Raw genomic sequence first — 20,005 nt, forward strand, 5'->3', positions numbered from 1 at the left:
GTGTGTTCAGCACCTGACATGAACTCTAACGCCAAGAATGCAGGCTGTCAACAGCAATCTACGAAATTAAAATTGAAATGTAGATGCTGACCTACAACACCGAATCAACAGCCTTTTCCGAATACCCGGAATATTTATACTGCCGGGTATAGTAAAAATAGCAAACTCACCAGTCCAGTATTTAAACGCGAATGTCTGACAAATCTTTACCAGCCAGCGGCCCCGGTCGCCCGAAGGACCCCGCCAAGCGCGCGGCGATCCTCGAGGCAGCCAAGTCGCTGTTCCTCAGCAAGGGTTACGACGGCAGCAGCATGGATGCCATCGCCGCCGAGGCCGGGGTCTCCAAACTCACCGTGTACAGCCATTTCACCGACAAGGAGACGCTGTTCTCCGCCGCGGTGAAGGCCAAGTGCATGGAGCAGTTGCCGGAGCTGCTGTTCGAATTGCCCCTGGGTGGGACCATCGAAACTGTGCTACGCAACATCGGCATGGGTTTCCAGGCCCTGATCAACAGCAGCGAATCCATCGAGCTGCATCGGCTGATGGTGACCCTGGGCAACCAGGACCCGAAGCTCTCGAAGCTGTTCTTCGATGCCGGCCCGCAGCAGATCCTCAATGAGATGGAGCGCCTGCTGATCCAGGCGGACAAGGCCGGCAAGCTGCGCATCGACAAGCCGATCAACGCCGCCGAGCACTTCTTCTGCCTGATCAAGGGCGGGCAGAATTTCCGCCTGCTGATCGGCTGCGGCGCGCCGCTGGAGGGCGAGGAGGCCGAGCAGCACGTGCAGGAAGTGGTGGACCTGTTCCTCCGCGCCTACGCCGCGGAGATCACCCCCGCCGCACGAACCTGACCCGTGCGCGCCTGGGCCGCAGGGAGAACCAGCCCTGTGGCTCCACCGGGCCGAGGGGCTCGACGTCCCAGTGCTCGACCCACCAGGCCAGCGACACCGCCAGGTCCATCATCGCCATCGCCGTGCCCGGGCAGGCGCGGTCCCCCAGCCCGAAGGGGAAGTAGGCGCCCTTCGGCCAGCTCGAGGGTTCGATGAAGCGCTGCGGGCGGAATTCCAGCGGCGCCTCGAACCAGCGCGGGTCGCGATGGGTGATCCAGCTCGACAGCATGACGATGTCGCCCTTCTTCAGGCCCTGGCCGAACACCTCCACATCCGCCGTGAGCTGCCGGGGCACCAGCCCATAGGCCGGCGGGTAGAGGCGCAGGCTCTCCTGGATCACCGCCCGCAGCAGCGGGCACTGGCGCAGGTCGGCCATGCCCTGCACCCGGCTCCAGTCCACCCCCTTCAGTTCGCCCCGCAGCGCCTCGCGCACCGCCGGGTGCTGCGCCAGCAGCAGTTGCACCCAGGTCAGGGTCGCGCCGGTGGACTGGTGCCCCGCCATCAGCAGCGTGGCCAGTTCGTCGCGATGCACCGCCAGCGGACGGAGCGATTCGTCAGCGCAGCGCCCCACCACCTCCTGCAGTTGCGTCAGCGCCCAGCGCTTGCGCGGGCACAGCTTGCTGGGGAACCAGTGCCCGAGCGGGATGCCGGTACTGGTCTCCAGCAGCGCCACCCGTGACAACAGGCGCACCGCACGGGCCACGCGGAAGGCGTCGTTCTCCAGGTCGATACCGAAGAGCGCCCGCCCGGTGAGGGTGACGCTGTAGGCGGCCATCTCCAGGTCGAGATCACGCTCGGCGCCATCCTCGATGCCTTCGCCCCAGCGCTCCGCCAGGCGCAGGATCTCGGCCGGCGCCGGCGCGGCGATATGCGGTCGCACCTCCTTGCGCCTTTCACGCGCCGGCTCGCCCTCGCGCATCATGAAGCTGCGCCCGTTCCACTGGCGCATCATGCACAGGCTGGGTTCCCAGCGCTTGAGGTGTTCGCGGTGGTCGACCATCAGCTCCTGTACCGCCCGGGGGTGGAACAGGCACCAGAGCCGGCTCAGCCCCATGCGCGTGACCGCCATGTCCGGCTGCTCGGCGTGCACCTTCTGCAGCCAGGCCAGCGGGTCGCGCTGCATCGCCAGCCAGTGGCGGGCGCCGGCGCGGTCGTCGCCGACCCAGGGCAGGTGCGCGAGGGTGCGGCGGATGGGGCAGCGGATGGCGTCGTCCATGGAGTCCCTTCCCTTGCGATCAGCCCTTGCTCAGGGCCTTCTTCGGATAGATGTCGTAGCGGCTGGACTTGCCCTCCAGCGCATAGCCGGGCTTGGTGCCCTCGATGATCGGCGCCTTGCGCGGGCGCTTCACCACCACCCGGTGGGTCGCAAGCGCCAGGGCGGCGGCGAGCAGGGCCGGGGCGTCCAGATCGTCCCCCACCAGCGGGCGGAACAGGCGCATTTCCTTCTTCACCAGCGCGCTCTTGTCGCGGTGCGGGAACATCGGGTCGAGGTAGATCACCTGGGGCGCCTCGCCCTGCCAGCCCTGCATCAGTTCGATGGCGTTGCCGGTGTGCAGGCGCATGCGGGCGGCGATGGCGACCACCTCGGCATCGTCGCAGGCGCGGGCCAGGCCATCTTCCAGCAGTGCGGCGACCAGGGGCTGGCGCTCGATCAGGTCCATCTCGCAGCCCAGGCTGGCGAGCACGAAGGCATCTCGACCAAGCCCGGCGGTGGCGTCCAGCACCTGCGGGCGGATGCCCGGCTGCACGCCCACCGCCTTGGCGATCATCTGCCCGGCGCCACCGCCGAACTGGCGACGATGGGCCGCCGCGCCCTCGACGAAGTCGACCCGCACCGGGCCCGGCGCCTGGGGCGACAGGTCCACCAGTTGCAGACCCTCGTCCCCCAGCTGCAGGGCGAAATCCGCCTCGCCGTCCTGGGGCAGCCCGAGCCGTGCCGCCCACTCGGCAGCACGCGCCTGGTGCTGCGGCGCCAGCGCGTCGACACGCACCCGGGCCTGTTCCCGCTCATCGCTCATCGATCGAATCCGTTGTTCCAAGATGGGCGGCATTTTGCCAGAGCCCAGCGCCAGGCGCCCGTGCACGGCACTCAGCGGCACATGCGCAAGAGGCCCATGTCGACATGGAAGTGATCCTGGTGGGCAGCGTTGTAGTCCGGCCCCAGGGTGGTGTTGAAGTGCTCGCAGGCGGCGTCGCGCACCCGCCGCAGGAAGCGCGCCTCGGTGTCGTCGCCGGCCCAGTCGCGGGCCACGCTGATGCGCCTGCCATCGGCCAGGCGGAAGCCGGCGATGTCCAGCGCGTTGGCCGAGGCATGCTGGCTGCGACGCTGGGTGCCGCCGATGTTGCGGCAGGCGAAGCTGCCCAGGTGATCGATGCGCGCCACCGGCTGACCGTAGAGTTCACGGGCGACGGGTTGCAGCCCGTGGCGTTCGAACAGGGCGAAGGCCACGGCCACCTCGCAGGTGGCGATGAAGCTGCTGCTGAAGGCCAGCCCGGAGCCGCTGACGCGCACGCTGTTCTCGATGGGGCAACCGGCTGCCGGCGAGCTGTCCGGCAGTGCCACGTACTTCAGGCTGGAGGTCTGCAACGCCAGGCGGCACAGCGCCGGGTCGGCCTGCAGGCGCATCAGCTTGAAGGATGTCAGCAGGTTGGGTTCGTCGCGCACATCCAGTGGCGCCCAGGGGTCCCAGCGCGGTGGCGGCGTCACCCACTTCTGGTACACCGCCAGCGGCGCGCCGAGCACCAGCAGCAGGACCAGCCAGGGGATCAGCCGGCGCACGCGCACCCGTTCAGCCCTTGAACAGGTCGTTGATGCGGTCGAAGGGCATCGCCCGCTGGGTGGCCGTGAGATCACCGCAGAGCAGGTCCTCCGCTGCGCGGAAGAACGCCCCGTAGGCGACCCGCGCCAGGTTGGAGCCCAGGCTGACGCGCTTGACGCCGAGCTCGGCCAGCTCCGCCAGGCCCACCTTCAAGGCGGGCGACCCCACCAGCAGGTTGACCGGCTTGGGCGCCACCGCGCGCACCACTTCGACGATCTGCTCGCGGGTGGTCAGCCCCGGCGCATAGAGCACATCGGCGCCGGCCTCGGCATAGGCCACCAGGCGGCGGATGGTGTCGTCGAGGTCGGGCCGGCCGTGGAGGAAATTCTCCGCACGGGCGGCGAAGGTGAAGGGGAACGGCAGGCGGCGCGCCGCTTCCACCGAGGCACGGACGCGTTCGACGGCCAGTTCGAAGGGGTAGATGGGGGCATCGGAACAGCCGCTGGCGTCCTCGATCGAGCCACCCACCAGCCCGACCTCGGCGGCGAGGCGGAGGGTCTCGGCGCAGGCTTCGGGGCTGTCGCCATAGCCGTTCTCAAGGTCCGCGGCCACCGGCAGCGGCGTGGCTTCGACGATGGCGCGGGCGTTGGCCAGCGCCTCCTCGCGGCTCACCGCGCCTTCGGCGTCACGCCGGCCCAGGGAGAAGGCCAGCCCGGCACTGGTGGTGGCCAGGGCACGGCAGCCCAGGGCGGCGAGCATCTTCGCCGACCCGGCATCCCAGGGGTTCGGCAAGACGAGAAGTCCATCGCCCTGGTGCAGGGCGCGGAAGGTTTCGGCACGTTGGGCCTGGTTCGGCATGGCATCACTCCCTCGTTGCAAAGGCCCGACCTTAACCCGCGCCCTGGGGAAAGTGACAGCGTCAGAGCAGGTGGAGTTGCGTCGATTCCGCCTCGAAGGCGCTCTCGGCCAATGCCGGCAGGCCCGGCAGGCGGCTCATCAGCCCGGCATGGAAGCGCTGCGCCTGGGCGGCGGCGAGGTGGTTGTCGGGGGTGTGCAGGAAGACATGGGGCACCAGGCCCTCGCCTATCCAGTCGGCCACCTTGTCCAGCCAGGGGTCGAGGTAGCGCTGGTTGGCGTCGAGGTCCGGACCACCGATGAAGCGCACCTGGGGGGAGGCGCTGAAAGCGGTCGGGCGCACCGGTACGCGGGGCTTCTTCGATTGCGCGTGGAGCACCGCCGGGTCGTCGGAGTCGCAGGCGAACAGGGCCCGCGAGTCCAGGCAGATGCGCTCCACCCCGCGCTCGTGGAGCAGGCGGTTGAGGGCCTTCTCCTCCTCGCCCCGGGCGAAGAACGCGGCGTTGCGCACCTCCACGGCGATGGCGCGGTGGGAAAAGGTGTCCAGCCAGTCCGCCAGCTCACCCAGGCGCTGCGGCCCGAAGCTCGCCGGCAGCTGCAGCCAGAGCGGTGCCACGCGTGCGCCCAGGGGTTCGAGCAGCCGCAGGAACTCACCGGTGGCGCCGATGCGCTCGCGCAGGTCGCCCTCGTGGCTGATGTCACGGGGGAGCTTGGCGCAGAAGCGGAACTGCCCGGGCATGCGTTCGGCCCACAGCTGCAGCGTGGCGGCGGAGGGCCTGGCGTAGAAGGTGGTGTTGCCTTCCACCGCGTTGAACACGCGGGCGTAGTGTTCGAGGGTATCGGCGGGGCGCACGTCGGCGGGATAGAAGCTGCCGCGCCAGGCGGGCTCGTTCCAGGACGGGCAGCCGAGGAAGTACGGCAGCATCAGGCGTAGAGATCGAGCCCGAGCACTTCCGGCGCGTCGGTCTCCGACGCGAAGCTGGCGGTGGAGGCGTAGCTGGCCATGGCCTGGTAGGCGCGGTTGCTCAGGTTGCGTTGCTGCACGATGTCCTGCGGGCGGGCCGGCAGGCTGTTGCTGCTGGCGTTGCTGGCCTCGACCTTGCGCGGCTGGGCGGTCTGCTCGAAGCCCTGGGTGCTGGCCGGGGTGGCCGGCACGTCGCGTCGGCTCTCGACCTCACGCTGCACCTCGCGGAAAGCCGTGTTCGCGCTGCCCTGGCGGGGGCTGCGATCCAGCGAGATGGATGAGGTGAAGCCGTCGATGCGCATCAATGGAGGTCAGGCAGGAAAAGGGATCGGCGAATGGGGTGGAATCTAGCCGGACATCCAGGGATTTTCAATCGTCCCTGACGCCCGGCACTGCCGGTGGTCAGCCCGCTCAGCGGGGCGCCTTGGGCGTGGCGACGTTGTCGCGCAGGTAAACCGGCTGCGCTTCGTCGGCCACCACCGCCTCGCCGCGGGCCCAGGCGAAGGCGGCCAGGGCCAGCAGGTCCTGGGCGTGGGGCAGCAGGTCGGGCGCCTGGCCGCTGACCGCCACCGGGATGCGGGCGGCGAAGGTGCCCCAGCCGGTGCCGGCGCCGAACCACTCACCCTGGGCGTCGCGGGGCAGCGCCGCGCGCTCGGGCGGCAGCACCGCCTCGCTGCCGGCCAGGCGCATCTCGCCGGCGTCCAGGCGGTAGCAGCCCCAATAGACCTCGTCCATCCGGGCGTCGATGGCGGCGGCCACCTGGGCGACGCCCTGCTCGCGATGGGCACGCTGGGCCAGCACGGCGAGGTTGGAAACCGGCAGCACCGGGCGGTCGAGGGCGAAGGCCAGGCCCTGGACCACGCCCACGGCGATGCGCACGCCGGTGAAGGCACCGGGACCACGCCCGAAGGCGATGGCATCCAGGGCGGGCAGGCCGACACCGGCCTCGGCCAGCAGGTCCTGGATCATCGGCAGCAGGCGCAGGGCATGCTGGCGCGGGATCACCTCGTAGTGACTGAGCACGCGGCCGTCATGCAGCAGGGCGACGGAACAGGCTTCGGTGGCGGTATCCAGGGCCAGCAAGGTGGTCATCGGTGCATCCAGGTGGGTCGAAAAAGGCGCGCATTATAAACGCCAACGGCCCGCAAGCGGGCCGTTGGTCGAATCGATCGTCGATCGATCAGGAAAGCGCGGCGAACACCTTGGCGGTGATCTCTTCCACGCTGCCCACGCCAGCGATGGCGCTGTACTTCGGGGTGCCCTGGGCGGCCGACAGCTTCTGGTAGAAGTCCACCAGCGGCTTGGTCTGCGAGTGGTAGACGGACAGGCGATGACGCACGGTCTCTTCCTTGTCGTCGTCGCGCTGGATCAGGTCCTCGCCGGTTTCGTCGTCCTTGCCGGCGACCTTGGGCGGGTTGTGCTCGGTGTGGTAGACGCGACCCGAGGCCGGGTGCACGCGGCGACCGGCGATGCGGCCGACGATCTCTTCGTCGTCCACGGCGATCTCGACCACGTGGTCGATGGCGACGCCGGCGTCCTTCAGGGCTTCGGCCTGGGGGATGGTGCGCGGGAAGCCGTCGAAGAGGAAACCGTTGGCGCAGTCGGGTTGGGCGATGCGCTCCTTGACCAGATTGATGATCAGGTCATCGGAAACCAGGCCGCCGGCATCCATCACGCTCTTGGCCTTCAGGCCGAGCTCGGTGCCCGCCTTGACCGCTGCGCGCAGCATGTCGCCGGTGGAGATTTGCGGAATAGCGAATTTCTTGGTGATGAAACCAGCCTGGGTACCTTTTCCGGCACCGGGCGCCCCCAGCAGAATCACGCGCATCGATGTGCTCCTCAAGATTGTTTTGAAGTCTCGGATTCGCCTCTTGGGGCCAATCTCAGTATCGGGTTTCGGCGTCGTTGAGCGGCCAAAAGGTTGATCAAGATACACAGCACCCCTATGCCGCACAAGCCACCGAAAGTCGGATAAGAAGCCCCTTCAGCCGGTGTTCCTGAGCCCCGCCGCGATGCCCGCCACACTCACCAGCAACGCCTGTTCCAAGGGGCCTTCGGCGGCGTTTTCCGCGCGCCTGGAACGGGCCAGAAGCTCCGTCTGGAGCAGGTGCAACGGGTCGAGGTAGGTGTTGCGCACGCTGATGGCCTCACGGGTCTCCGGGCTGGACGCCAGCAGCTCGGACTGGCCGGTCAGGCCTAGTACGGTCGTACAGGCCTGCGACAATAGGTCGCGTAGATGCGCACCCAGCGGCAGCAGCCGCTCTTCCACCAGCCGCCTGTCATAGTGTTCGGCGATGGTGGCGTCGGCCTTGGCCAGGACCATTTCCAGCATGTCGATACGGGTGGCGAAGAACGGCCAGTGCGCGCGCATCTCCTGCAGCAGCGCCATCTCGCCCCGCTCCACCGCGTTGCGCAACGCACGCTCCCACCCCAGCCAGGCCGGCAACATCAGCCGGGTCTGGGTCCAGGCGAAGATCCAGGGAATCGCCCGCAGGCTCTCCACGCCGCCGGCGCGGCGCTTGGCCGGGCGGCTGCCCAGGGGCAGGCGCCCCAGCTCCTGCTCGGGCGTGGCCTGGCGGAAGTACTCGACGAATTGCGGGTGCTCGCGCACCACCGCGCGGTAGCCGGCCACGCCTTCGCCGGCCAGGCGGTCCATCGCCGCACGCCACGCGGGCTCGGGTTGCGGCGGCGGCAACAGGGTCGCCTCCAGCACGGCGGCCAGGTAGAGGTTGAGGTTCTGCACGGCGATGTCCGGCAAGCCGAACTTGAAGCGGATCATCTCGCCCTGCTCGGTGGTGCGGAAACGCCCCGCCACCGAGCCTGGGGGTTGCGACAGGATCGCCGCGTGGGCCGGGCCGCCGCCGCGCCCGACGGTGCCGCCACGGCCATGGAAGAGCAGCAGCTCGACCTGGTGCCGGCGGCAGGTTTCCACCAGCGCCTCCTGCGCGCGGTACTGGGCCCAGGCGGCGGCCGTGGTGCCGGCGTCCTTGGCCGAATCGGAGTAGCCGATCATCACTTCCTGCGGGCCGTGCAGGCGCGAGCGGTAGCCGGGCAGCCCGAGCAGCCGCTCGATGGCCGGTGCGGCGTTGTCCAGGTCAGCGAGGGTCTCGAACAGCGGCACCACGCGGATCGGCCGTTGCAGCCCCGCCTCCTTCAGCAGCAGCTGTACGGCCAGCACGTCGGACGGCGCGCCGGCCATGGAGATGACGTAGGAGCCCAGGGACGCCGCTGGCGCCGCGGCGACCACGCGGCAGGTGGCGAGCACTTCGGCGGTGTCGGCGGACGGCCGGAAATGCGGCGGCAGCAGTGGCCGGCGGTTGTCCAGCTCGCGCTGGAGGAAGGCCAGCCGTGCGTCCTCATCCCAGGCGGCGTAGTCGCCCAGGCCGAGGTAGTCGGTGATCTCCGCCAGGGCCGCGCGGTGGCGGGCGGAGTCCTGGCGCACGTCGAGGCGGACCAGGAACAGCCCGAAGCACGCCGCCCGGCGCAGGCAGTCGAGCAAGGCGCCGTCGGCGATCACGCCCATGCCACAGGCGTGCAGCGAGTGGTAGCAGAGTTCCAGGGGTTCGAGCAGTTGCTGGTTGTCCTGCAGCACCTCGGGGCCGGGCGCCACCTCGCCCTGCAACGCCGCCTGGGCCCAGGCGCGAGTTGCCCGCAGGCGTTCGCGCAGCTGCTTGAGCAGGGCGCGATAGGGCTCCGGATGCACGCCCACGCGTACGCGCAACTCATCACTGGCCTGGTGCATGGACAGCTCGGCGGCCAGGTGGTCGACATCGCGCAGGTAGAGGTCGGCAGCCATCCAGCGCGCCAGCAGCAGCACTTCGCGGCTCACCGCCGCGGTGACGTTGGGGTTGCCGTCACGATCACCGCCCATCCACGAGGCGAAGCGCACCGGTGCAGCAGTGAGCGGCAGGTGCAGGCCGGTGGCGGCGAACAGCGCGCGGTCGGTCTGGCGGAGGAATTCCGGCAGCGCCTGCCAGAGGGAATGCTCGATCACCGCGAAGCCCCACTTGGCTTCGTCCACCGGCGTCGGCCGGCTGCGGCGGATCTCGTCGGTGAACCAGGCCTCGGCGATCAGCCGCTCCAGCGCGGTACGCACCCGTGCCCGCTCGCCCTCGCTGAGGTCGCCGTGATCCTGGGCCGCCAGCTGCGCGGCCATGGCGTCGTATTTCTGGATCAGCGTGCGCCGCGCCACCTCGGTCGGATGCGCGGTCAGCACCAGCTCGATGTCCAGCCGCGCCACCTGCCGTGCCAGCTGCTCCGGCGAATGGCCGGCGGCGCCCAGGCGCTGCAACAGCTCGGGCAGCACGCGGTTCTCGAAGAGTTCGGGCTCCTGCGGCCCGCGCCGACGGATGCGGTGGTACTGCTCGGCGATGTTGGCCAGGTTGAGGAACTGGTTGAAGGCGCGGGCCACCGGCAGCAGTTCGTCGGCCGTGAGCCCGTCGAGCGCCTCGTTGAGCTGTTGCTCACCCTGCCGCGAGCCCTTGCGGGCCGCCTTGGCGCCCTTGCGGATGCGCTCGATCTTGTCCAGGAAGGCCTCGCCCTGCTGGGCGCGGATGGTGTTGCCCAGCAATTCGCCGAGCAGGTGAACGTCTTCGCGCAGGCGTGCGTCGATTTCCGCCATGACAGGCTCCCCAGAGAGAAGTCGAGCGTCCAGAGTGCCGAGCGCGCCATCGACTTACAAGGGTGCGACGCCATGTCGCTGCCCGGCTCCCGGCGAGCTAGGCTGGAAACAGGCGGGCGCCAGAAGTGCCCGCCGGCCGACGGCCCGCGCCGCCGACCTCCAGCAGATGCCCGCCACGAGCGGGCCCGGCACGAGGTGACCATGAAGATCCGCGAACTGATCCGCCATTGGGAAAGCAACGCCAAGGGCCGCCTGACCCGCAGCCGCTACAACATCCACCTGGACGTGGAATCCGCGGCGCGACTCGCCGCCCTCAACGAGATGTACCCCAAGCGCAGCATCGAGGAACTGCTGGGTGAACTGCTCGGTTCCGCCCTCGAAGAACTCGAGGCCAGCCTGCCCTATGTCAAGGGCAGCCAGGTGGTGGCGACCGACGAGCAGGGCGACCCGCTCTTCGAGGACATCGGCCCCACGCCACGCTTCCTCGCCCTTTCTCGCAAGCACCTGCGACTGCTCGAGCAGCAGCAGAGCAGCATCGAGCACTGACCGTCCCGAGCCGGCCCCCGCAACGGGGGCCGCTTCAGCCTGCTCCCTCGCCCCTTCGCGAGCGCGCATCTCCCACACCGAACCTCCCTGCCGCAGGCCTTGCACGGCGGGGCTTTCAGCCTTTTTGCGTAAATTTTATTGAACATTTCCGAAAGCCCCCCTGTCACAAAAGGCAAGCCAGCGCATCAACCATTGATCGGCGAATTTTTGGCGGAAAATCGTCGATATAGCGGTCACAAGCATGCATCTGGTAGGCAAGTTGCCATGAGAAACGAAATGGCGTGGTATTTCCAATGGAGCTGAACATCATGAAGACAAGCCCTGCTGTAATGATTCGCAGAACAGTCATGACCGCCCTGGTCGCAGGCGGCACCGTGCTGCTCGCCGGTTGCGCCGGCAATCCGCCCACCGAGCAGTTCGCCGTGACCAACACCGTGGTCAAGAGCGCCGTCAGTGCGGGTGCCCCGCAATACGCGCCGGTCGAGATGAAGACCGCCCAGGACAAACTGGCCCAGGCCGAGAACCTGCTGCGTGAAGAGCGTTACGACGAAGCCCGCCGCATCGCCGAGCAGGCCGAGTGGGACGCCCGTGTCGCCGAGCGCAAGGCCCTGGCCACCAAGGCCCAGAAAACCCTGGAGGATGCCCAGAAAGGCGTCCAGCAGATTCGCGAGGAAGGCTCGCGCCAGCCGATCATTCTGCAGTGATCCGCGCCGCCCTCTTTCCGCATCGATAAGGATGATCCGTCATGAACAAGCTGATCACAGTTTCCGCCCTCTCCGTACTCAGCCTGGCGCTGGTGGCCTGCGCCTCCAAGCCCAACCCCAACCTTGACCAGGCACGCAGCAACTACTCCGAGCTGCAGGCCGAGCCGCAAGCCAGCACCCTGGCCGCGCTGGAAACCAAGGAAGCCGGCGACATGCTCAGCCGTGCCGAGCAGGCCTACGCCGACAAGCAGGACCAGGTGCAGGTCGACCAGCTCGCCTACCTCACCAACCAGCGTGTCGAACTGGCCCGCCAGACCATCAAGCAGAAGGCCGCCGAAGAGGCCCTGGCCAACGCGCCGGCCCAGCGCACGCAAGCCCAGCTGGATGCCCGCAACCAGCAGGTGGACGTGCTGGTCAACCAGCTCAAGGCCAAGCAGACCGACCGTGGCCAAGTGGTGACCCTGGGCGACGTGCTGTTCGAAGTCGACCGTGCCGAGCTGACCCCCAACGGCATGAGCAACGTCCAGCAGCTGGGCAACTTCCTGGTGCAGAACCCGGATCGCCAGGTGGTGGTGGAAGGCTTCACCGACAACACCGGCACCGTCGACCACAACCTGCGCCTGTCCCAGGCCCGCGCCGACTCGGTGCGTCGCGCCCTGGTGGCCATGGGCGTGAGCCCGGCGCGCGTCACCACCCACGGTTTCGGCAAGGACTATCCGGTGGCCAGCAATGACACCGCCTCGTCCCGCTCGCTGAACCGCCGCGTGGAAGTGACCATCGCCAACGGCCCCGGCCCGGTCGCCCCGCGCACCGCGCTCTGATCCATCGCCAACGGAAAAGCCCGCCGCCAGGCGGGCTTTTTTGTGCGCGACTTGGCGGTGCGCCGATCAGCGCTCCCGCAAAACCGGCCGCCTCGCTAGGATGCATGCCATCGCGCCCCCGGAGACCAGGGAACATGCCGTCATTCGCCCTCTCACGCCAGGTTCTGGCAGTCGCCTTCTGCACCGCCCTGCCCCTGTTGGCGCAGGCCGAGCCTGCGCGCTTCGACGGCTATGAAGCCTTCTACCGGTCACTGGGTGGCAACCTGTTCGAAGGGGCCGGCAGCGAGCTGTCCCTGGCCTGCACCGAGGCGCAGCAGTGCCTGTGGGTCAACGCCATGGCGGCAGCGGTGAAGCGCTACGACTCCGAGCGTTGGAGCGCGCCCGGAGCGCTGGAAGGCGAGCCGCCGGCGGGCATGCCCGAGATCGCCTTCGACGGCCAGCGCCTGGACATCGGCGAGCGCCACTGGACCCTGGCAGCTGTCACCGACCTCGCCCCGACCGATTGGCAGGCCGGCGCCTCGATCGACCCGGAGGGGCTCTACAGCATCACCGCCTGGCGCAACGGCGAATCCTTCTGCCTGGAGCTGCCGGCCAAGGGCAGCGGCCGTGCCGATCGCTACACCCAGGTGCTGCTGGTGCAGGGGCAGACGCTCTACAACCTGCCGCCCCTGTTCGCCTCCTGCGCGGCAGTGCGCGAAGCCCCCGAAGGCGGCGTCCTCTACCCGAGCAATGCCTACCTGGAAGAGACGATCGACAACGAGCCGATTGGCCTGCGGGTGGACTACCTGCAACCCGGCAGCAAGACCCCTGCGGAACACCACCGCCTGCAGTTCCCCGACCCGCAGAATCCCTTCGCGTTCGAAGCCCGGTAGCCCGCAGGATGGCGGCGCTGCGCATCGCACGGACATGACCGCTGTGACGGGTGGATGACGCTCTTCTCATCCACCAGGCGGAGCCGAGAACGGCACACCGTTGCAGATGAAACGCCGCCCCCTCAATGCCGCTTGTGCGCCCCCGGCACATGCAGGTGCCCCGCCTCGGCGCAGGAGTCGGCGATCATGCTCGGCGGCGCCGGCTGCTCCAGTTCGCGGAGGATGCCGCAGGACTCGCTGCTGCCGGCGGTCTGGCAATGGGCACGCAGCTGGCGCAGTTGTTCCTGCAGCGAACGCAGCTCGGCGATGCGCACCTCCACATGGTGGATATGCTCGTCGATCAGGCGATTGGCGGCGGTGCAGTCCGCCTCCGGGCTGTCGCGCAGGCGCAGCAATTCGCGGATCTCCTGCTGGGTCATGTCCAGCGAACGGCAATGGCGGATGAAGGCCAGGCGCTCGACATGCGCATAGGTGTACTGGCGGTAGTTGCCCTCGCTGCGCGAAGGCTCGGGCAGCAGGCCTTCGCGTTCGTAGTAGCGGATGGTTTCCACCGGGCAATCGGTCAGTCGCGCCAGTTCGCCGATCTTCATCGTTCCCTTCCTCTGCTTGACTCTGTAGTTGCTACAGGGTGTGCAATGAGCGCCATTCCCGTCAATGGAGTCCCGCGATGAGCAAGGACAACTGCTGCAACCACGACCATTCGAGCCTGGCCGGAAGCCCGGCGCGGCACGAACATGGGCATGGGCATGGGCATGGGCATGGGCACGATCATGGCCATGTTCGCGCGCAGCCCGCCGGTGTGGAGGACGCGAGCGATGCACCGCTCGGCGAGCTGCGCTGGAGCAGCCTGCGCATCGAGGCCATGGACTGCCCCACCGAGGAGCGCCTGCTGCGTGACGCACTCGGCAAGGTCGCGGCCATCGAGGCGCTGGAATTCAACCTGATGCAACGCCTGCTGAAAGTGCAGCACCGCTTCGTCGAGCTGGCGCCGCTGCAGAGGCTGGTGGCCCAACTGGGCATGCAGGCCGAACCGCTGGACACCGCCACACCGCCTGCCAGGGCCGCCGACAAACCCTGGTGGCCGCTGGCCCTGGCCGGCGTCGCCGCACTGGCCGCCGAGGCCTGCGAATGGTTCGGCTTCGGGCCCGTGTGGCTGGAGGCCGGCCTGGCGCTGCTGGCCATCGCCACCGCCGGCCTGTCCACCTACCGCAAGGGCTGGATCGCCCTGAAGAACCGCAACCTCAACATCAACGCCCTGATGAGCATCGCCGTGACCGGCGCCCTGCTCATCGGCCAGTGGCCCGAGGCGGCCATGGTCAGCGTGCTCTTCGCCCTCGCCGAACTGATCGAGACCAAGTCGCTGGACCGCGCGCGCAACGCCATCCGTGGCCTGCTGGACCTGGCCCCGCAGCAGGCCACCGTGCAGGTGGACGGCCAGTGGCGCGAGATGCCGGCCAGCGAGGTGCGCCCCGATGCCCGGGTGCGCGTGCGCCCCGGCGAGCGCATCGCCCTGGACGGCGAGCTCTTAGTGGGGCGCTCGGGTGTCAACCAGGCACCCATCACCGGCGAGAGCCTGCCGGTGGACAAGGAGCCGGGCGACCCGCTGTTCGCCGGCACCATCAATGGTGAAGGCGAGCTGGAATACCGCGTCACCCGTGCCGCCAACGACAGCACCCTGGCGCGCATCATCCACGCGGTGGAAGAGGCCCAGGGCACCCGCGCGCCGACCCAGCGCTTCGTCGACGGCTTCTCGCGCATCTACACGCCCACGGTGTTCGTCCTGGCGTTGCTCACCGCCGTGCTGCCGCCACTGCTGATGCAGGGCGCCTGGCTCGACTGGGTGTACCGCGCCCTGGTGCTGCTGGTGATCGCCTGCCCCTGCGCCCTGGTGATCTCCACCCCGGTGACCCTGGTCAGCGGCCTGGCCGCCGCCGCGCGCCGTGGCGTGCTGGTCAAGGGCGGCGCGTACCTGGAAATGGGCCGCCAGCTGGCCTGGGTCGCCCTCGACAAGACCGGCACCCTCACCGAAGGCCGCCCGCAGCAGACCGACTATGTGCCCCTGCGCGAGGGCAGCGCCGATGAGGCGCGCGCCCTGGCCGCCAGCCTCGCCGCGCGCTCGGACCACCCGGTGTCGCAGGCCCTGGCCCGCGCGGCGGAAGCCGACGGCATCGCCCTGTATGGCGTCGACGAGCTGGCCGCGCTGCCGGGGCGCGGGGTCAGGGGCGTGATCGATGGCCGGCCCTACCACCTCGGCAACCACCGCCTGGTGGAAGAACTGGGCCTGTGCTCGACGACGCTGGAAATGCGCCTGGATAGTCTCGAGCGCGAAGGCAAGACCGCCATCGTCCTGCTCGACGCCGAAGGCCCGCTGGCGCTGTTCGCGGTGGCCGACGGCGTGCGCGAGACCAGCCGCGAGGCGGTGGCCGAGCTGCACGGACTGGGCGTACGCACCCTGATGCTGACCGGCGACAACCCGCACACCGCCGCCGCCATCGCCGCCCAGGTGGGCATAGACGAAGCCCTGGGCAACCTGCTGCCCGAGGACAAGCTGCGCGAAGTGGAACGGCGCCAGCAGGGCGGCCAGCGCATCGGCATGGTCGGCGACGGCATCAACGACGCCCCCGCCCTGGCCCGTGCCGACATCGGTTTCGCCATGGGTGCCGCCGGCACCGACACCGCCATCGAGACCGCCGGCGTGGCGCTGATGGACGACGACCTGCGCAAGCTGCCGCTGTTTATCCGCCTCTCGCGCCGCACCCATGCGGTACTGGTGCAGAACATCGTCCTGGCGCTGGGCATCAAGGCGCTGTTCCTCGCCCTCACCCTGGCCGGCATGGGCACCCTGTGGATGGCCGTGTTCGCCGACATGGGCGCCAGCCTGCTGGTGGTGTTCAACGGGTTGCGGTTGCTGCGCGGGGCGCGGTGAGCGAATGGCGGCGCTGCGCGCCGCTTGGCGACTGAAGTCGCCCCTACAAAAGCAGCCGCCCCCGCCACACGGGCATGACCGCTGCGTAGGGTGGAGGTCGCTTTTTACCTCCACCAAGCGGCGTCAGTACACTGCGTAGCCCGGGCTTCAGGGCCCCATCCATAACCGGGCGGGAAGAGCGATGGGCGCAAAAGCCGCCAGATCAGACCAGGGCTTCGCGGTAGAGGCGCGCCATGTCCTCGGAGAAGGCCACCAGCACCGCACGCTGCAGGGTGCTGCCGGCCGGGCGCGGGCGGCGCAGTTCGGCGATGGCGACCTGCGCAGCGGCTTGCAGTGGATAGCCGTAGATGCCGCAGCTGATGGCCGGGAAGGCGATGCTGGCCAGCCCTTCGGCCTCGGCCAGGGCCAGGCTGTTGCGGTAGCAGCCGGCGAGCAGCTCGGGCTCGCCATTGCCGCCCCCGCGCCAGACCGGCCCGACCGTGTGGATCACGAAGCGCGCCGGCAGGCGGAAGCCCGGGGTGATGCGCGCCTCGCCCGTGGGGCAGCCGCCGACGATGCGGCAGCGGGCGACGAGTTCCGGCCCCGCCGCGCGGTGGATCGCACCATCCACGCCACCGCCGCCGAGCAGGGAGGAATTGGCCGCGTTGACGATGGCGTCCACGTCCAGGCAGGTGATGTCGCCCTGCCAGACCTCGATCCTCATCGCGTCCTCACTTGACCTCTTGCGGGGTCTCCTGGCCCATGCAGCGCACGGCCTGCTTCTTGTTGTTCACCAGCACGCCGGTCAGGCCCTTCTGCTCGGTGTCGAACAGCACCAGCACACCATCGATGCACTGGGCGACCTGGGTGGCCGGGGTCAGGGAAATCTTGTAGTCCTCGCCCGGGATGGTCTTGAGCATGGTGAAGTCGGACAGCAGCAGCGCATCTTCCGGTTTGGCGAAGTGCAGGTAGCCGTAGTACCAGAGGACCATCACGGTGCCGATGATGGTGCCGACGCCGGTGAGGATCAGCGGGATGGGGTTGCGTTCGCTCATTGGGGACTCTCTGTATTCGGGACTTCAGCCAGCCGTCGCAGCCCGACGAAACCTTTCGGGTCGTCGAGGTAGCGCAGCATCACCTCCCGCCAGGTGGGGTCGGCGAAGGTCTGCACATGGCCACCGCGAGTCGGCTGGAACACCCGCGGCGGCGGCGCAGCTTGATACAAGCGCACGCCGTTGGAAAGAGGCACCACCGGGTCGTCGATGCTGTGGTAGATCAGCATCGGCAGGCCCTGCAGCGTGGAAATCGCGCCGATCGCGCTGTCGCCATCAGGCACCAGCCAGGACAGCGGCACCTGGAGCGGCCAGGTTAACCAGCCATTGCCCAGGGTGAATTGAGCCACGTCACGGTAACTCGCCGGCACGCCGTCGAGCACCAGGGCGCGCAGCTGGGCGCGGCGCTCGGGGTGTTCGCCCAGGTAATGCACCGCCAGGGCGCCACCGAGGCTCTGGCCGAGCAGCACCAGGGGCTTGCCGCGTACCTCGGGGGCCTGGTCGAGCCAGGCGAAGGCGGCGTCGATGTCCCGGTACACCGCCGGCAGCGAGGCGCTGCCCTCGGAGCGGCCGTAGCCCCGGTAGTCCAGGAGCAGCACCTGGTAGCCCTGCTCGGGCAGCCACCAGCTGCCGCCCAGGTGCGAGGCGACGTTGCCGCCGTTGCCATGCAGGTGCAGCACCGTGCCCTTGACCCCCTTGCCCGGCGCCGCCGGCAGCCACCAGCCGTGCAGCCGCACGCCATCGGCGGTGAGCAGCTCGACGTCGCGGTAGGCCAGGCCGGCGCGCTCCGGGGTGAAGGGCAGCTGGCGCTCGGGGTAGAACAGCAGCCCGCTGCAGCCCTGCAGCAGCAGGAGCAGCAGCAGGAGGCCGGGACGGATCACTTGCCGCCGGCGCGGGTTTCCTCGCGCGCCTTGTAGGTGGCTTCGTAGATGCGCTCGGCCAGGCGCGAGAAGGGCAGGCTCTGGATCCACACCGTGCCGGTGCCCTTGAGGGTGGCCAGGAGGATGCCCTCGCCGCCGAAGAGCATGCTCTTCAGCCCGCCGGCCAGGCCGATGTCGTAGTCGATGCCCGTGGTGAAGGCCACCAGGCAGCCGGTGTCCAGGCGCAGGGTCTCGTTGTTCAGCTCCTTGCGGATCACCGTGCCGCCGGCATGCACGAAGGCCAGGCCGTCGCCTTCGAGCTTCTGCAGGATGAAGCCCTCGCCGCCAAAGAAACCGGCGCCGATGCGCTTGTTGAAGGCGATGCCGATCTGCGTGCCGTGGGCGGCGCAGAGGAAGGCGTCCTTCTGGCACACCAGGCGCCCGCCGACCTGGGCCAGGTCGATGGGCACCACCGTGCCCGGGTAGGGCGCGGCGAAGCCGACCCGCTGCTGGCCGCGTCCTTCGTTGGTGAAATGGGTCATGAACAGCGACTCGCCGGTGAGCAGGCGCTTGCCCGCCCCCCACAGCTTGCCCAGCACGCCGCTGGAGGAACCGTCGCCCATGCGCGCCTCGAAGCGGATGCCTTCGGTCATGTAGTTCATCGCCCCGGCTTCGGCGATCACCGTTTCCTGCGGGTCGAGGATGATCTCAACGGTCTGCGCCGAAGCGCCGAGGATTTCGTAGTCGAGCTGATGGCTGGGCATGTGGGGAACCTTCGGTTGGCTGCAGGCTTCAAGCGGCAAGCTGCAAGAGCGCCAGGGGCTCACCCCTTGCGGCTTGTCGCTTGCAGCTTGCCGCTCTAGAGAATATTCGCGTAATCCGCCTCGATGCGGTCCAGGCTGAGGTGGTTGAGGAAGTTGGAGAAGCACATCCAGGCCGACAGCGCGTTGAGGTCGCGGAACTGCGGGGGCAGGTACTTGGGCGGTGCCACCAGGCCTTCGTCCACCAGTTGGCGCAGGGTGCGCATGTCTTCGAGGGTGGTCTTGCCGCAGAACAGCAGCGGGATCTGCTCCAGCTTGCCCTTGCGCACGGCGAGCTGGATGTAGTTGTAGATCATGATGAAGCCCTTCAGGTAGGACAGGTCCTTGGTGAAGGGCAGGCCGTCCGGCGAGGAGCCGCGGAACACGCGGCTGGCGTTGCCGTAGCTCTCGGCCATGCCGTAGCCCTGCTCGCGGTAGAAGTGGTAGACCTCGAGGAAGTCGGCCCCCTCCTCCGCCATGTGGATGGCGCGGGTGCGGTTGGTGAGCTTGCGCAGGCGCGTGGGGTAGGAGGCGAAGGCGATCACTTCCATGAGGATGGCCAGGCCTTCCTGGGTCACGGTGGACGACGGCGGGCCCTTGGCCAGGAAGGTGCAGATCGGCTGGTTCTGGCCGTTGAGCGTGGTGCCGACGTGCACCAGGCCTTCGTGCACTTCCAGGGCGCGCACGTCGCGTTCGTTGAACATGGCGTCGGCGCGCACCTTGATGTAGTCGGCACCGGCAGCGGCGTCGGCGACGATGCCATCGGACTCGAACACGCGGATGGTGTCGTCGCCCTCGCCGAACACCGCGCTCAGGCGGCTCTGCAGCATGGCCACGGCGTCCTTGGCGGTGAGCGTCTTGGGCTCGTCCTTGAGGTCGCCCCGGTCGTCGATCTTGTTCAGGTAGTCCGAGAGCATCAGCCCCAGGTCGGACAGGGTCGGGTCACCGGCGTGGAAGGCGTCGGAGGCGGCGCCGTAGAGCTCCTGGGAGATCAACCCGAAATCGGCGGTGCCGCGCGCTTCGAGCATGCGGATCACCATGCGGTATTCCTTGCACATGCGCCGCATGATCTGCCCCACCGGGTTGAACTGGCCCAGTTGGCGGGTGATGTCGCGCTCGATGTTCTGGAATTCCAGCTTCTTGGCCGAGGAGTCGAAGGCCAGCGGCCGGCTCTCGTAGTAGGCGCGGTCCACCTCGGGCATGGCCTTGCCCTTGTGCTTGAGGAAGCCCTGGCGAACGCTGTCGTCCCACTTGATGGCATCCAGCACGCGGATCGGCGTCTGCGCGTGGACGATGCGATCGGACAGGGTGCGGACGATGTTCTGGTAGTCGTCGGGCAGTTTGCGCCGGCTCATG

22 protein-coding genes are annotated in these 20,005 nt (G+C 68.7%); 6 read left to right on the forward strand and 16 right to left on the reverse strand.

Going from position 1 to position 20,005, the window contains the following annotated elements:
• Positions 1-191 precede the first annotated feature (191 nt).
• Positions 192-851: a TetR/AcrR family transcriptional regulator gene (locus DMX10_RS17585; protein WP_111262282.1), complete on the forward strand. Its 660-nt coding sequence runs from the start codon at positions 192-194 to the stop codon at positions 849-851.
• On the opposite strand, the gene DMX10_RS17590 is transcribed toward DMX10_RS17585, so the two are convergent.
• The 9 genes from DMX10_RS17590 to ppc form a co-directional block, all read right to left on the reverse strand.
• Complete coding sequence (locus DMX10_RS17590) at positions 829-2,106, reverse strand: cytochrome P450 (protein WP_111262283.1); 1,278 nt, start codon at positions 2,104-2,106, stop codon at positions 829-831. The two genes, DMX10_RS17585 and DMX10_RS17590, sit on opposite strands and share 23 nt — an antisense overlap.
• 19 nt (positions 2,107-2,125) lie before the next feature.
• Complete coding sequence (locus DMX10_RS17595; RefSeq protein WP_111262284.1) at positions 2,126-2,908, reverse strand: class I SAM-dependent methyltransferase; 783 nt, start codon at positions 2,906-2,908, stop codon at positions 2,126-2,128.
• Between the two features lie 71 nt (positions 2,909-2,979).
• Positions 2,980-3,675 carry an extensin family protein gene (locus tag DMX10_RS17600; protein WP_371921702.1) on the reverse strand — a complete coding sequence of 232 codons (696 nt, stop codon included), beginning with the start codon at positions 3,673-3,675 and terminating at the stop codon, positions 2,980-2,982.
• A 4-nt stretch (positions 3,676-3,679) separates the two neighbouring features.
• Positions 3,680-4,507, reverse strand: a complete 828-nt coding sequence (locus DMX10_RS17605) for an isocitrate lyase/phosphoenolpyruvate mutase family protein (RefSeq protein WP_111262285.1) — start codon at positions 4,505-4,507, stop codon at positions 3,680-3,682.
• A gap of 61 nt (positions 4,508-4,568) precedes the next feature.
• The gene (locus tag DMX10_RS17610; RefSeq protein WP_111262286.1) at positions 4,569-5,429 is read right to left on the reverse strand and encodes a DUF72 domain-containing protein; all 861 of its coding nucleotides are present in this window, start codon (positions 5,427-5,429) and stop codon (positions 4,569-4,571) included.
• Positions 5,429-5,770 (reverse strand): hypothetical protein, encoded by a 342-nt coding sequence (locus tag DMX10_RS17615; RefSeq protein WP_111262287.1) that lies wholly within the window; start codon positions 5,768-5,770, stop codon positions 5,429-5,431. Before DMX10_RS17615 ends, DMX10_RS17610 begins: the two co-directional genes overlap by 1 nt.
• A 109-nt stretch (positions 5,771-5,879) precedes the next feature.
• Positions 5,880-6,560 carry a tRNA (adenosine(37)-N6)-threonylcarbamoyltransferase complex dimerization subunit type 1 TsaB gene (gene tsaB, locus DMX10_RS17620; protein ID WP_111262288.1) on the reverse strand — a complete coding sequence of 227 codons (681 nt, stop codon included), beginning with the start codon at positions 6,558-6,560 and terminating at the stop codon, positions 5,880-5,882.
• An 88-nt stretch (positions 6,561-6,648) separates the two neighbouring features.
• Entirely contained in the window at positions 6,649-7,296 is a 648-nt protein-coding gene (gene adk / locus DMX10_RS17625; RefSeq protein WP_111262289.1) for an adenylate kinase, read from the reverse strand.
• Between the two features lie 156 nt (positions 7,297-7,452).
• Positions 7,453-10,089: a phosphoenolpyruvate carboxylase gene (ppc, locus tag DMX10_RS17630; protein WP_111262290.1), complete on the reverse strand. Its 2,637-nt coding sequence runs from the start codon at positions 10,087-10,089 to the stop codon at positions 7,453-7,455.
• A 201-nt stretch (positions 10,090-10,290) separates the two neighbouring features.
• On the opposite strand from ppc, the gene DMX10_RS17635 reads away from it, so the two are divergent.
• Positions 10,291-10,635 (forward strand): pilin assembly protein, encoded by a 345-nt coding sequence (locus DMX10_RS17635; protein WP_111262291.1) that lies wholly within the window; start codon positions 10,291-10,293, stop codon positions 10,633-10,635.
• A 163-nt stretch (positions 10,636-10,798) separates the two neighbouring features.
• On the opposite strand, the gene DMX10_RS32970 is transcribed toward DMX10_RS17635, so the two are convergent.
• Entirely contained in the window at positions 10,799-10,984 is a 186-nt protein-coding gene (locus DMX10_RS32970) for a hypothetical protein (protein WP_178082972.1), read from the reverse strand.
• Between DMX10_RS32970 and DMX10_RS17640 the strand changes: the two genes are divergently transcribed.
• The 3 genes from DMX10_RS17640 (at position 10,929) to DMX10_RS17650 (ending at position 13,032) form a co-directional block, all read left to right on the forward strand.
• Positions 10,929-11,339, forward strand: a complete 411-nt coding sequence (locus tag DMX10_RS17640; RefSeq protein WP_111262292.1) for a DUF4398 domain-containing protein — start codon at positions 10,929-10,931, stop codon at positions 11,337-11,339. The two genes, DMX10_RS32970 and DMX10_RS17640, sit on opposite strands and share 56 nt — an antisense overlap.
• 41 nt (positions 11,340-11,380) lie before the next feature.
• Positions 11,381-12,160, forward strand: coding sequence for an OmpA family protein (locus tag DMX10_RS17645; protein ID WP_111262293.1), 780 nt, complete (start codon positions 11,381-11,383; stop codon positions 12,158-12,160).
• A 134-nt stretch (positions 12,161-12,294) separates the two neighbouring features.
• Positions 12,295-13,032: a hypothetical protein gene (locus tag DMX10_RS17650; RefSeq protein WP_111262294.1), complete on the forward strand. Its 738-nt coding sequence runs from the start codon at positions 12,295-12,297 to the stop codon at positions 13,030-13,032.
• Positions 13,033-13,154: 122 nt separating this feature from the next.
• Here DMX10_RS17650 and cadR read toward each other — a convergent pair whose 3' ends face one another.
• A complete protein-coding gene (cadR, locus tag DMX10_RS17655) occupies positions 13,155-13,622 on the reverse strand; it encodes a Cd(II)/Pb(II)-responsive transcriptional regulator (RefSeq protein WP_111262295.1) in 468 nt (155 codons plus the stop codon).
• Positions 13,623-13,699: 77 nt separating this feature from the next.
• Between cadR and DMX10_RS17660 the strand changes: the two genes are divergently transcribed.
• Positions 13,700-15,958, forward strand: coding sequence for a heavy metal translocating P-type ATPase (locus DMX10_RS17660; RefSeq protein ID WP_111262296.1), 2,259 nt, complete (start codon positions 13,700-13,702; stop codon positions 15,956-15,958).
• A gap of 202 nt (positions 15,959-16,160) precedes the next feature.
• Here the strand turns inward: DMX10_RS17660 and DMX10_RS17665 are convergent, their stop codons facing one another.
• From DMX10_RS17665 to DMX10_RS17685, 5 genes are all read right to left on the reverse strand, one after another.
• Positions 16,161-16,661: an O-acetyl-ADP-ribose deacetylase gene (locus tag DMX10_RS17665; RefSeq protein WP_111262297.1), complete on the reverse strand. Its 501-nt coding sequence runs from the start codon at positions 16,659-16,661 to the stop codon at positions 16,161-16,163.
• A gap of 7 nt (positions 16,662-16,668) precedes the next feature.
• On the reverse strand, positions 16,669-16,992 hold the full coding sequence (locus DMX10_RS17670; RefSeq protein ID WP_111262298.1) for a hypothetical protein: 324 nt from the start codon (positions 16,990-16,992) through the stop codon (positions 16,669-16,671).
• Positions 16,989-17,870, reverse strand: a complete 882-nt coding sequence (locus tag DMX10_RS17675) for an alpha/beta hydrolase (protein ID WP_111262299.1) — start codon at positions 17,868-17,870, stop codon at positions 16,989-16,991. Before DMX10_RS17675 ends, DMX10_RS17670 begins: the two co-directional genes overlap by 4 nt.
• On the reverse strand, positions 17,867-18,613 hold the full coding sequence (locus DMX10_RS17680) for a TIGR00266 family protein (RefSeq protein ID WP_111262300.1): 747 nt from the start codon (positions 18,611-18,613) through the stop codon (positions 17,867-17,869). Before DMX10_RS17680 ends, DMX10_RS17675 begins: the two co-directional genes overlap by 4 nt.
• A gap of 95 nt (positions 18,614-18,708) precedes the next feature.
• Positions 18,709-20,004, reverse strand: a complete 1,296-nt coding sequence (locus DMX10_RS17685; RefSeq protein WP_111262301.1) for a flavohemoglobin expression-modulating QEGLA motif protein — start codon at positions 20,002-20,004, stop codon at positions 18,709-18,711.
• Position 20,005: the final 1 nt, after the last annotated feature.

The sequence above is a fragment of the Pseudomonas sp. 57B-090624 genome (assembly GCF_003234055.1).
GTDB lineage: Bacteria > Pseudomonadota > Gammaproteobacteria > Pseudomonadales > Pseudomonadaceae > Metapseudomonas > Metapseudomonas tohonis.

What these genes read in the sequence shown, in the direction of transcription:
- DMX10_RS32970 (WP_178082972.1), bottom strand. Translation starts at nt 10,984, where the DNA reads ATGACTGTTCTGCGAATCATTACAGCAGGGCTTGTCTTCATGATGTTC.
- tsaB (WP_111262288.1), bottom strand. Translation starts at nt 6,560, where the DNA reads ATGACCACCTTGCTGGCCCTGGATACCGCCACCGAAGCCTGTTCCGTC.
- DMX10_RS17660 (WP_111262296.1), top strand. Translation starts at nt 13,700, where the DNA reads ATGAGCAAGGACAACTGCTGCAACCACGACCATTCGAGCCTGGCCGGA.
- DMX10_RS17680 (WP_111262300.1), bottom strand. Translation starts at nt 18,613, where the DNA reads ATGCCCAGCCATCAGCTCGACTACGAAATCCTCGGCGCTTCGGCGCAG.
- cadR (WP_111262295.1), bottom strand. Translation starts at nt 13,622, where the DNA reads ATGAAGATCGGCGAACTGGCGCGACTGACCGATTGCCCGGTGGAAACC.
- DMX10_RS17610 (WP_111262286.1), bottom strand. Translation starts at nt 5,429, where the DNA reads ATGCTGCCGTACTTCCTCGGCTGCCCGTCCTGGAACGAGCCCGCCTGG.
- adk (WP_111262289.1), bottom strand. Translation starts at nt 7,296, where the DNA reads ATGCGCGTGATTCTGCTGGGGGCGCCCGGTGCCGGAAAAGGTACCCAG.
- DMX10_RS17635 (WP_111262291.1), top strand. Translation starts at nt 10,291, where the DNA reads ATGAAGATCCGCGAACTGATCCGCCATTGGGAAAGCAACGCCAAGGGC.
- DMX10_RS17590 (WP_111262283.1), bottom strand. Translation starts at nt 2,106, where the DNA reads ATGGACGACGCCATCCGCTGCCCCATCCGCCGCACCCTCGCGCACCTG.
- DMX10_RS17640 (WP_111262292.1), top strand. Translation starts at nt 10,929, where the DNA reads ATGGAGCTGAACATCATGAAGACAAGCCCTGCTGTAATGATTCGCAGA.
- DMX10_RS17605 (WP_111262285.1), bottom strand. Translation starts at nt 4,507, where the DNA reads ATGCCGAACCAGGCCCAACGTGCCGAAACCTTCCGCGCCCTGCACCAG.
- ppc (WP_111262290.1), bottom strand. Translation starts at nt 10,089, where the DNA reads ATGGCGGAAATCGACGCACGCCTGCGCGAAGACGTTCACCTGCTCGGC.
- DMX10_RS17615 (WP_111262287.1), bottom strand. Translation starts at nt 5,770, where the DNA reads ATGCGCATCGACGGCTTCACCTCATCCATCTCGCTGGATCGCAGCCCC.
- DMX10_RS17650 (WP_111262294.1), top strand. Translation starts at nt 12,295, where the DNA reads ATGCCGTCATTCGCCCTCTCACGCCAGGTTCTGGCAGTCGCCTTCTGC.
- DMX10_RS17685 (WP_111262301.1), bottom strand. Translation starts at nt 20,004, where the DNA reads ATGAGCCGGCGCAAACTGCCCGACGACTACCAGAACATCGTCCGCACC.
- DMX10_RS17665 (WP_111262297.1), bottom strand. Translation starts at nt 16,661, where the DNA reads ATGAGGATCGAGGTCTGGCAGGGCGACATCACCTGCCTGGACGTGGAC.
- DMX10_RS17645 (WP_111262293.1), top strand. Translation starts at nt 11,381, where the DNA reads ATGAACAAGCTGATCACAGTTTCCGCCCTCTCCGTACTCAGCCTGGCG.
- DMX10_RS17595 (WP_111262284.1), bottom strand. Translation starts at nt 2,908, where the DNA reads ATGAGCGATGAGCGGGAACAGGCCCGGGTGCGTGTCGACGCGCTGGCG.
- DMX10_RS17670 (WP_111262298.1), bottom strand. Translation starts at nt 16,992, where the DNA reads ATGAGCGAACGCAACCCCATCCCGCTGATCCTCACCGGCGTCGGCACC.
- DMX10_RS17585 (WP_111262282.1), top strand. Translation starts at nt 192, where the DNA reads ATGTCTGACAAATCTTTACCAGCCAGCGGCCCCGGTCGCCCGAAGGAC.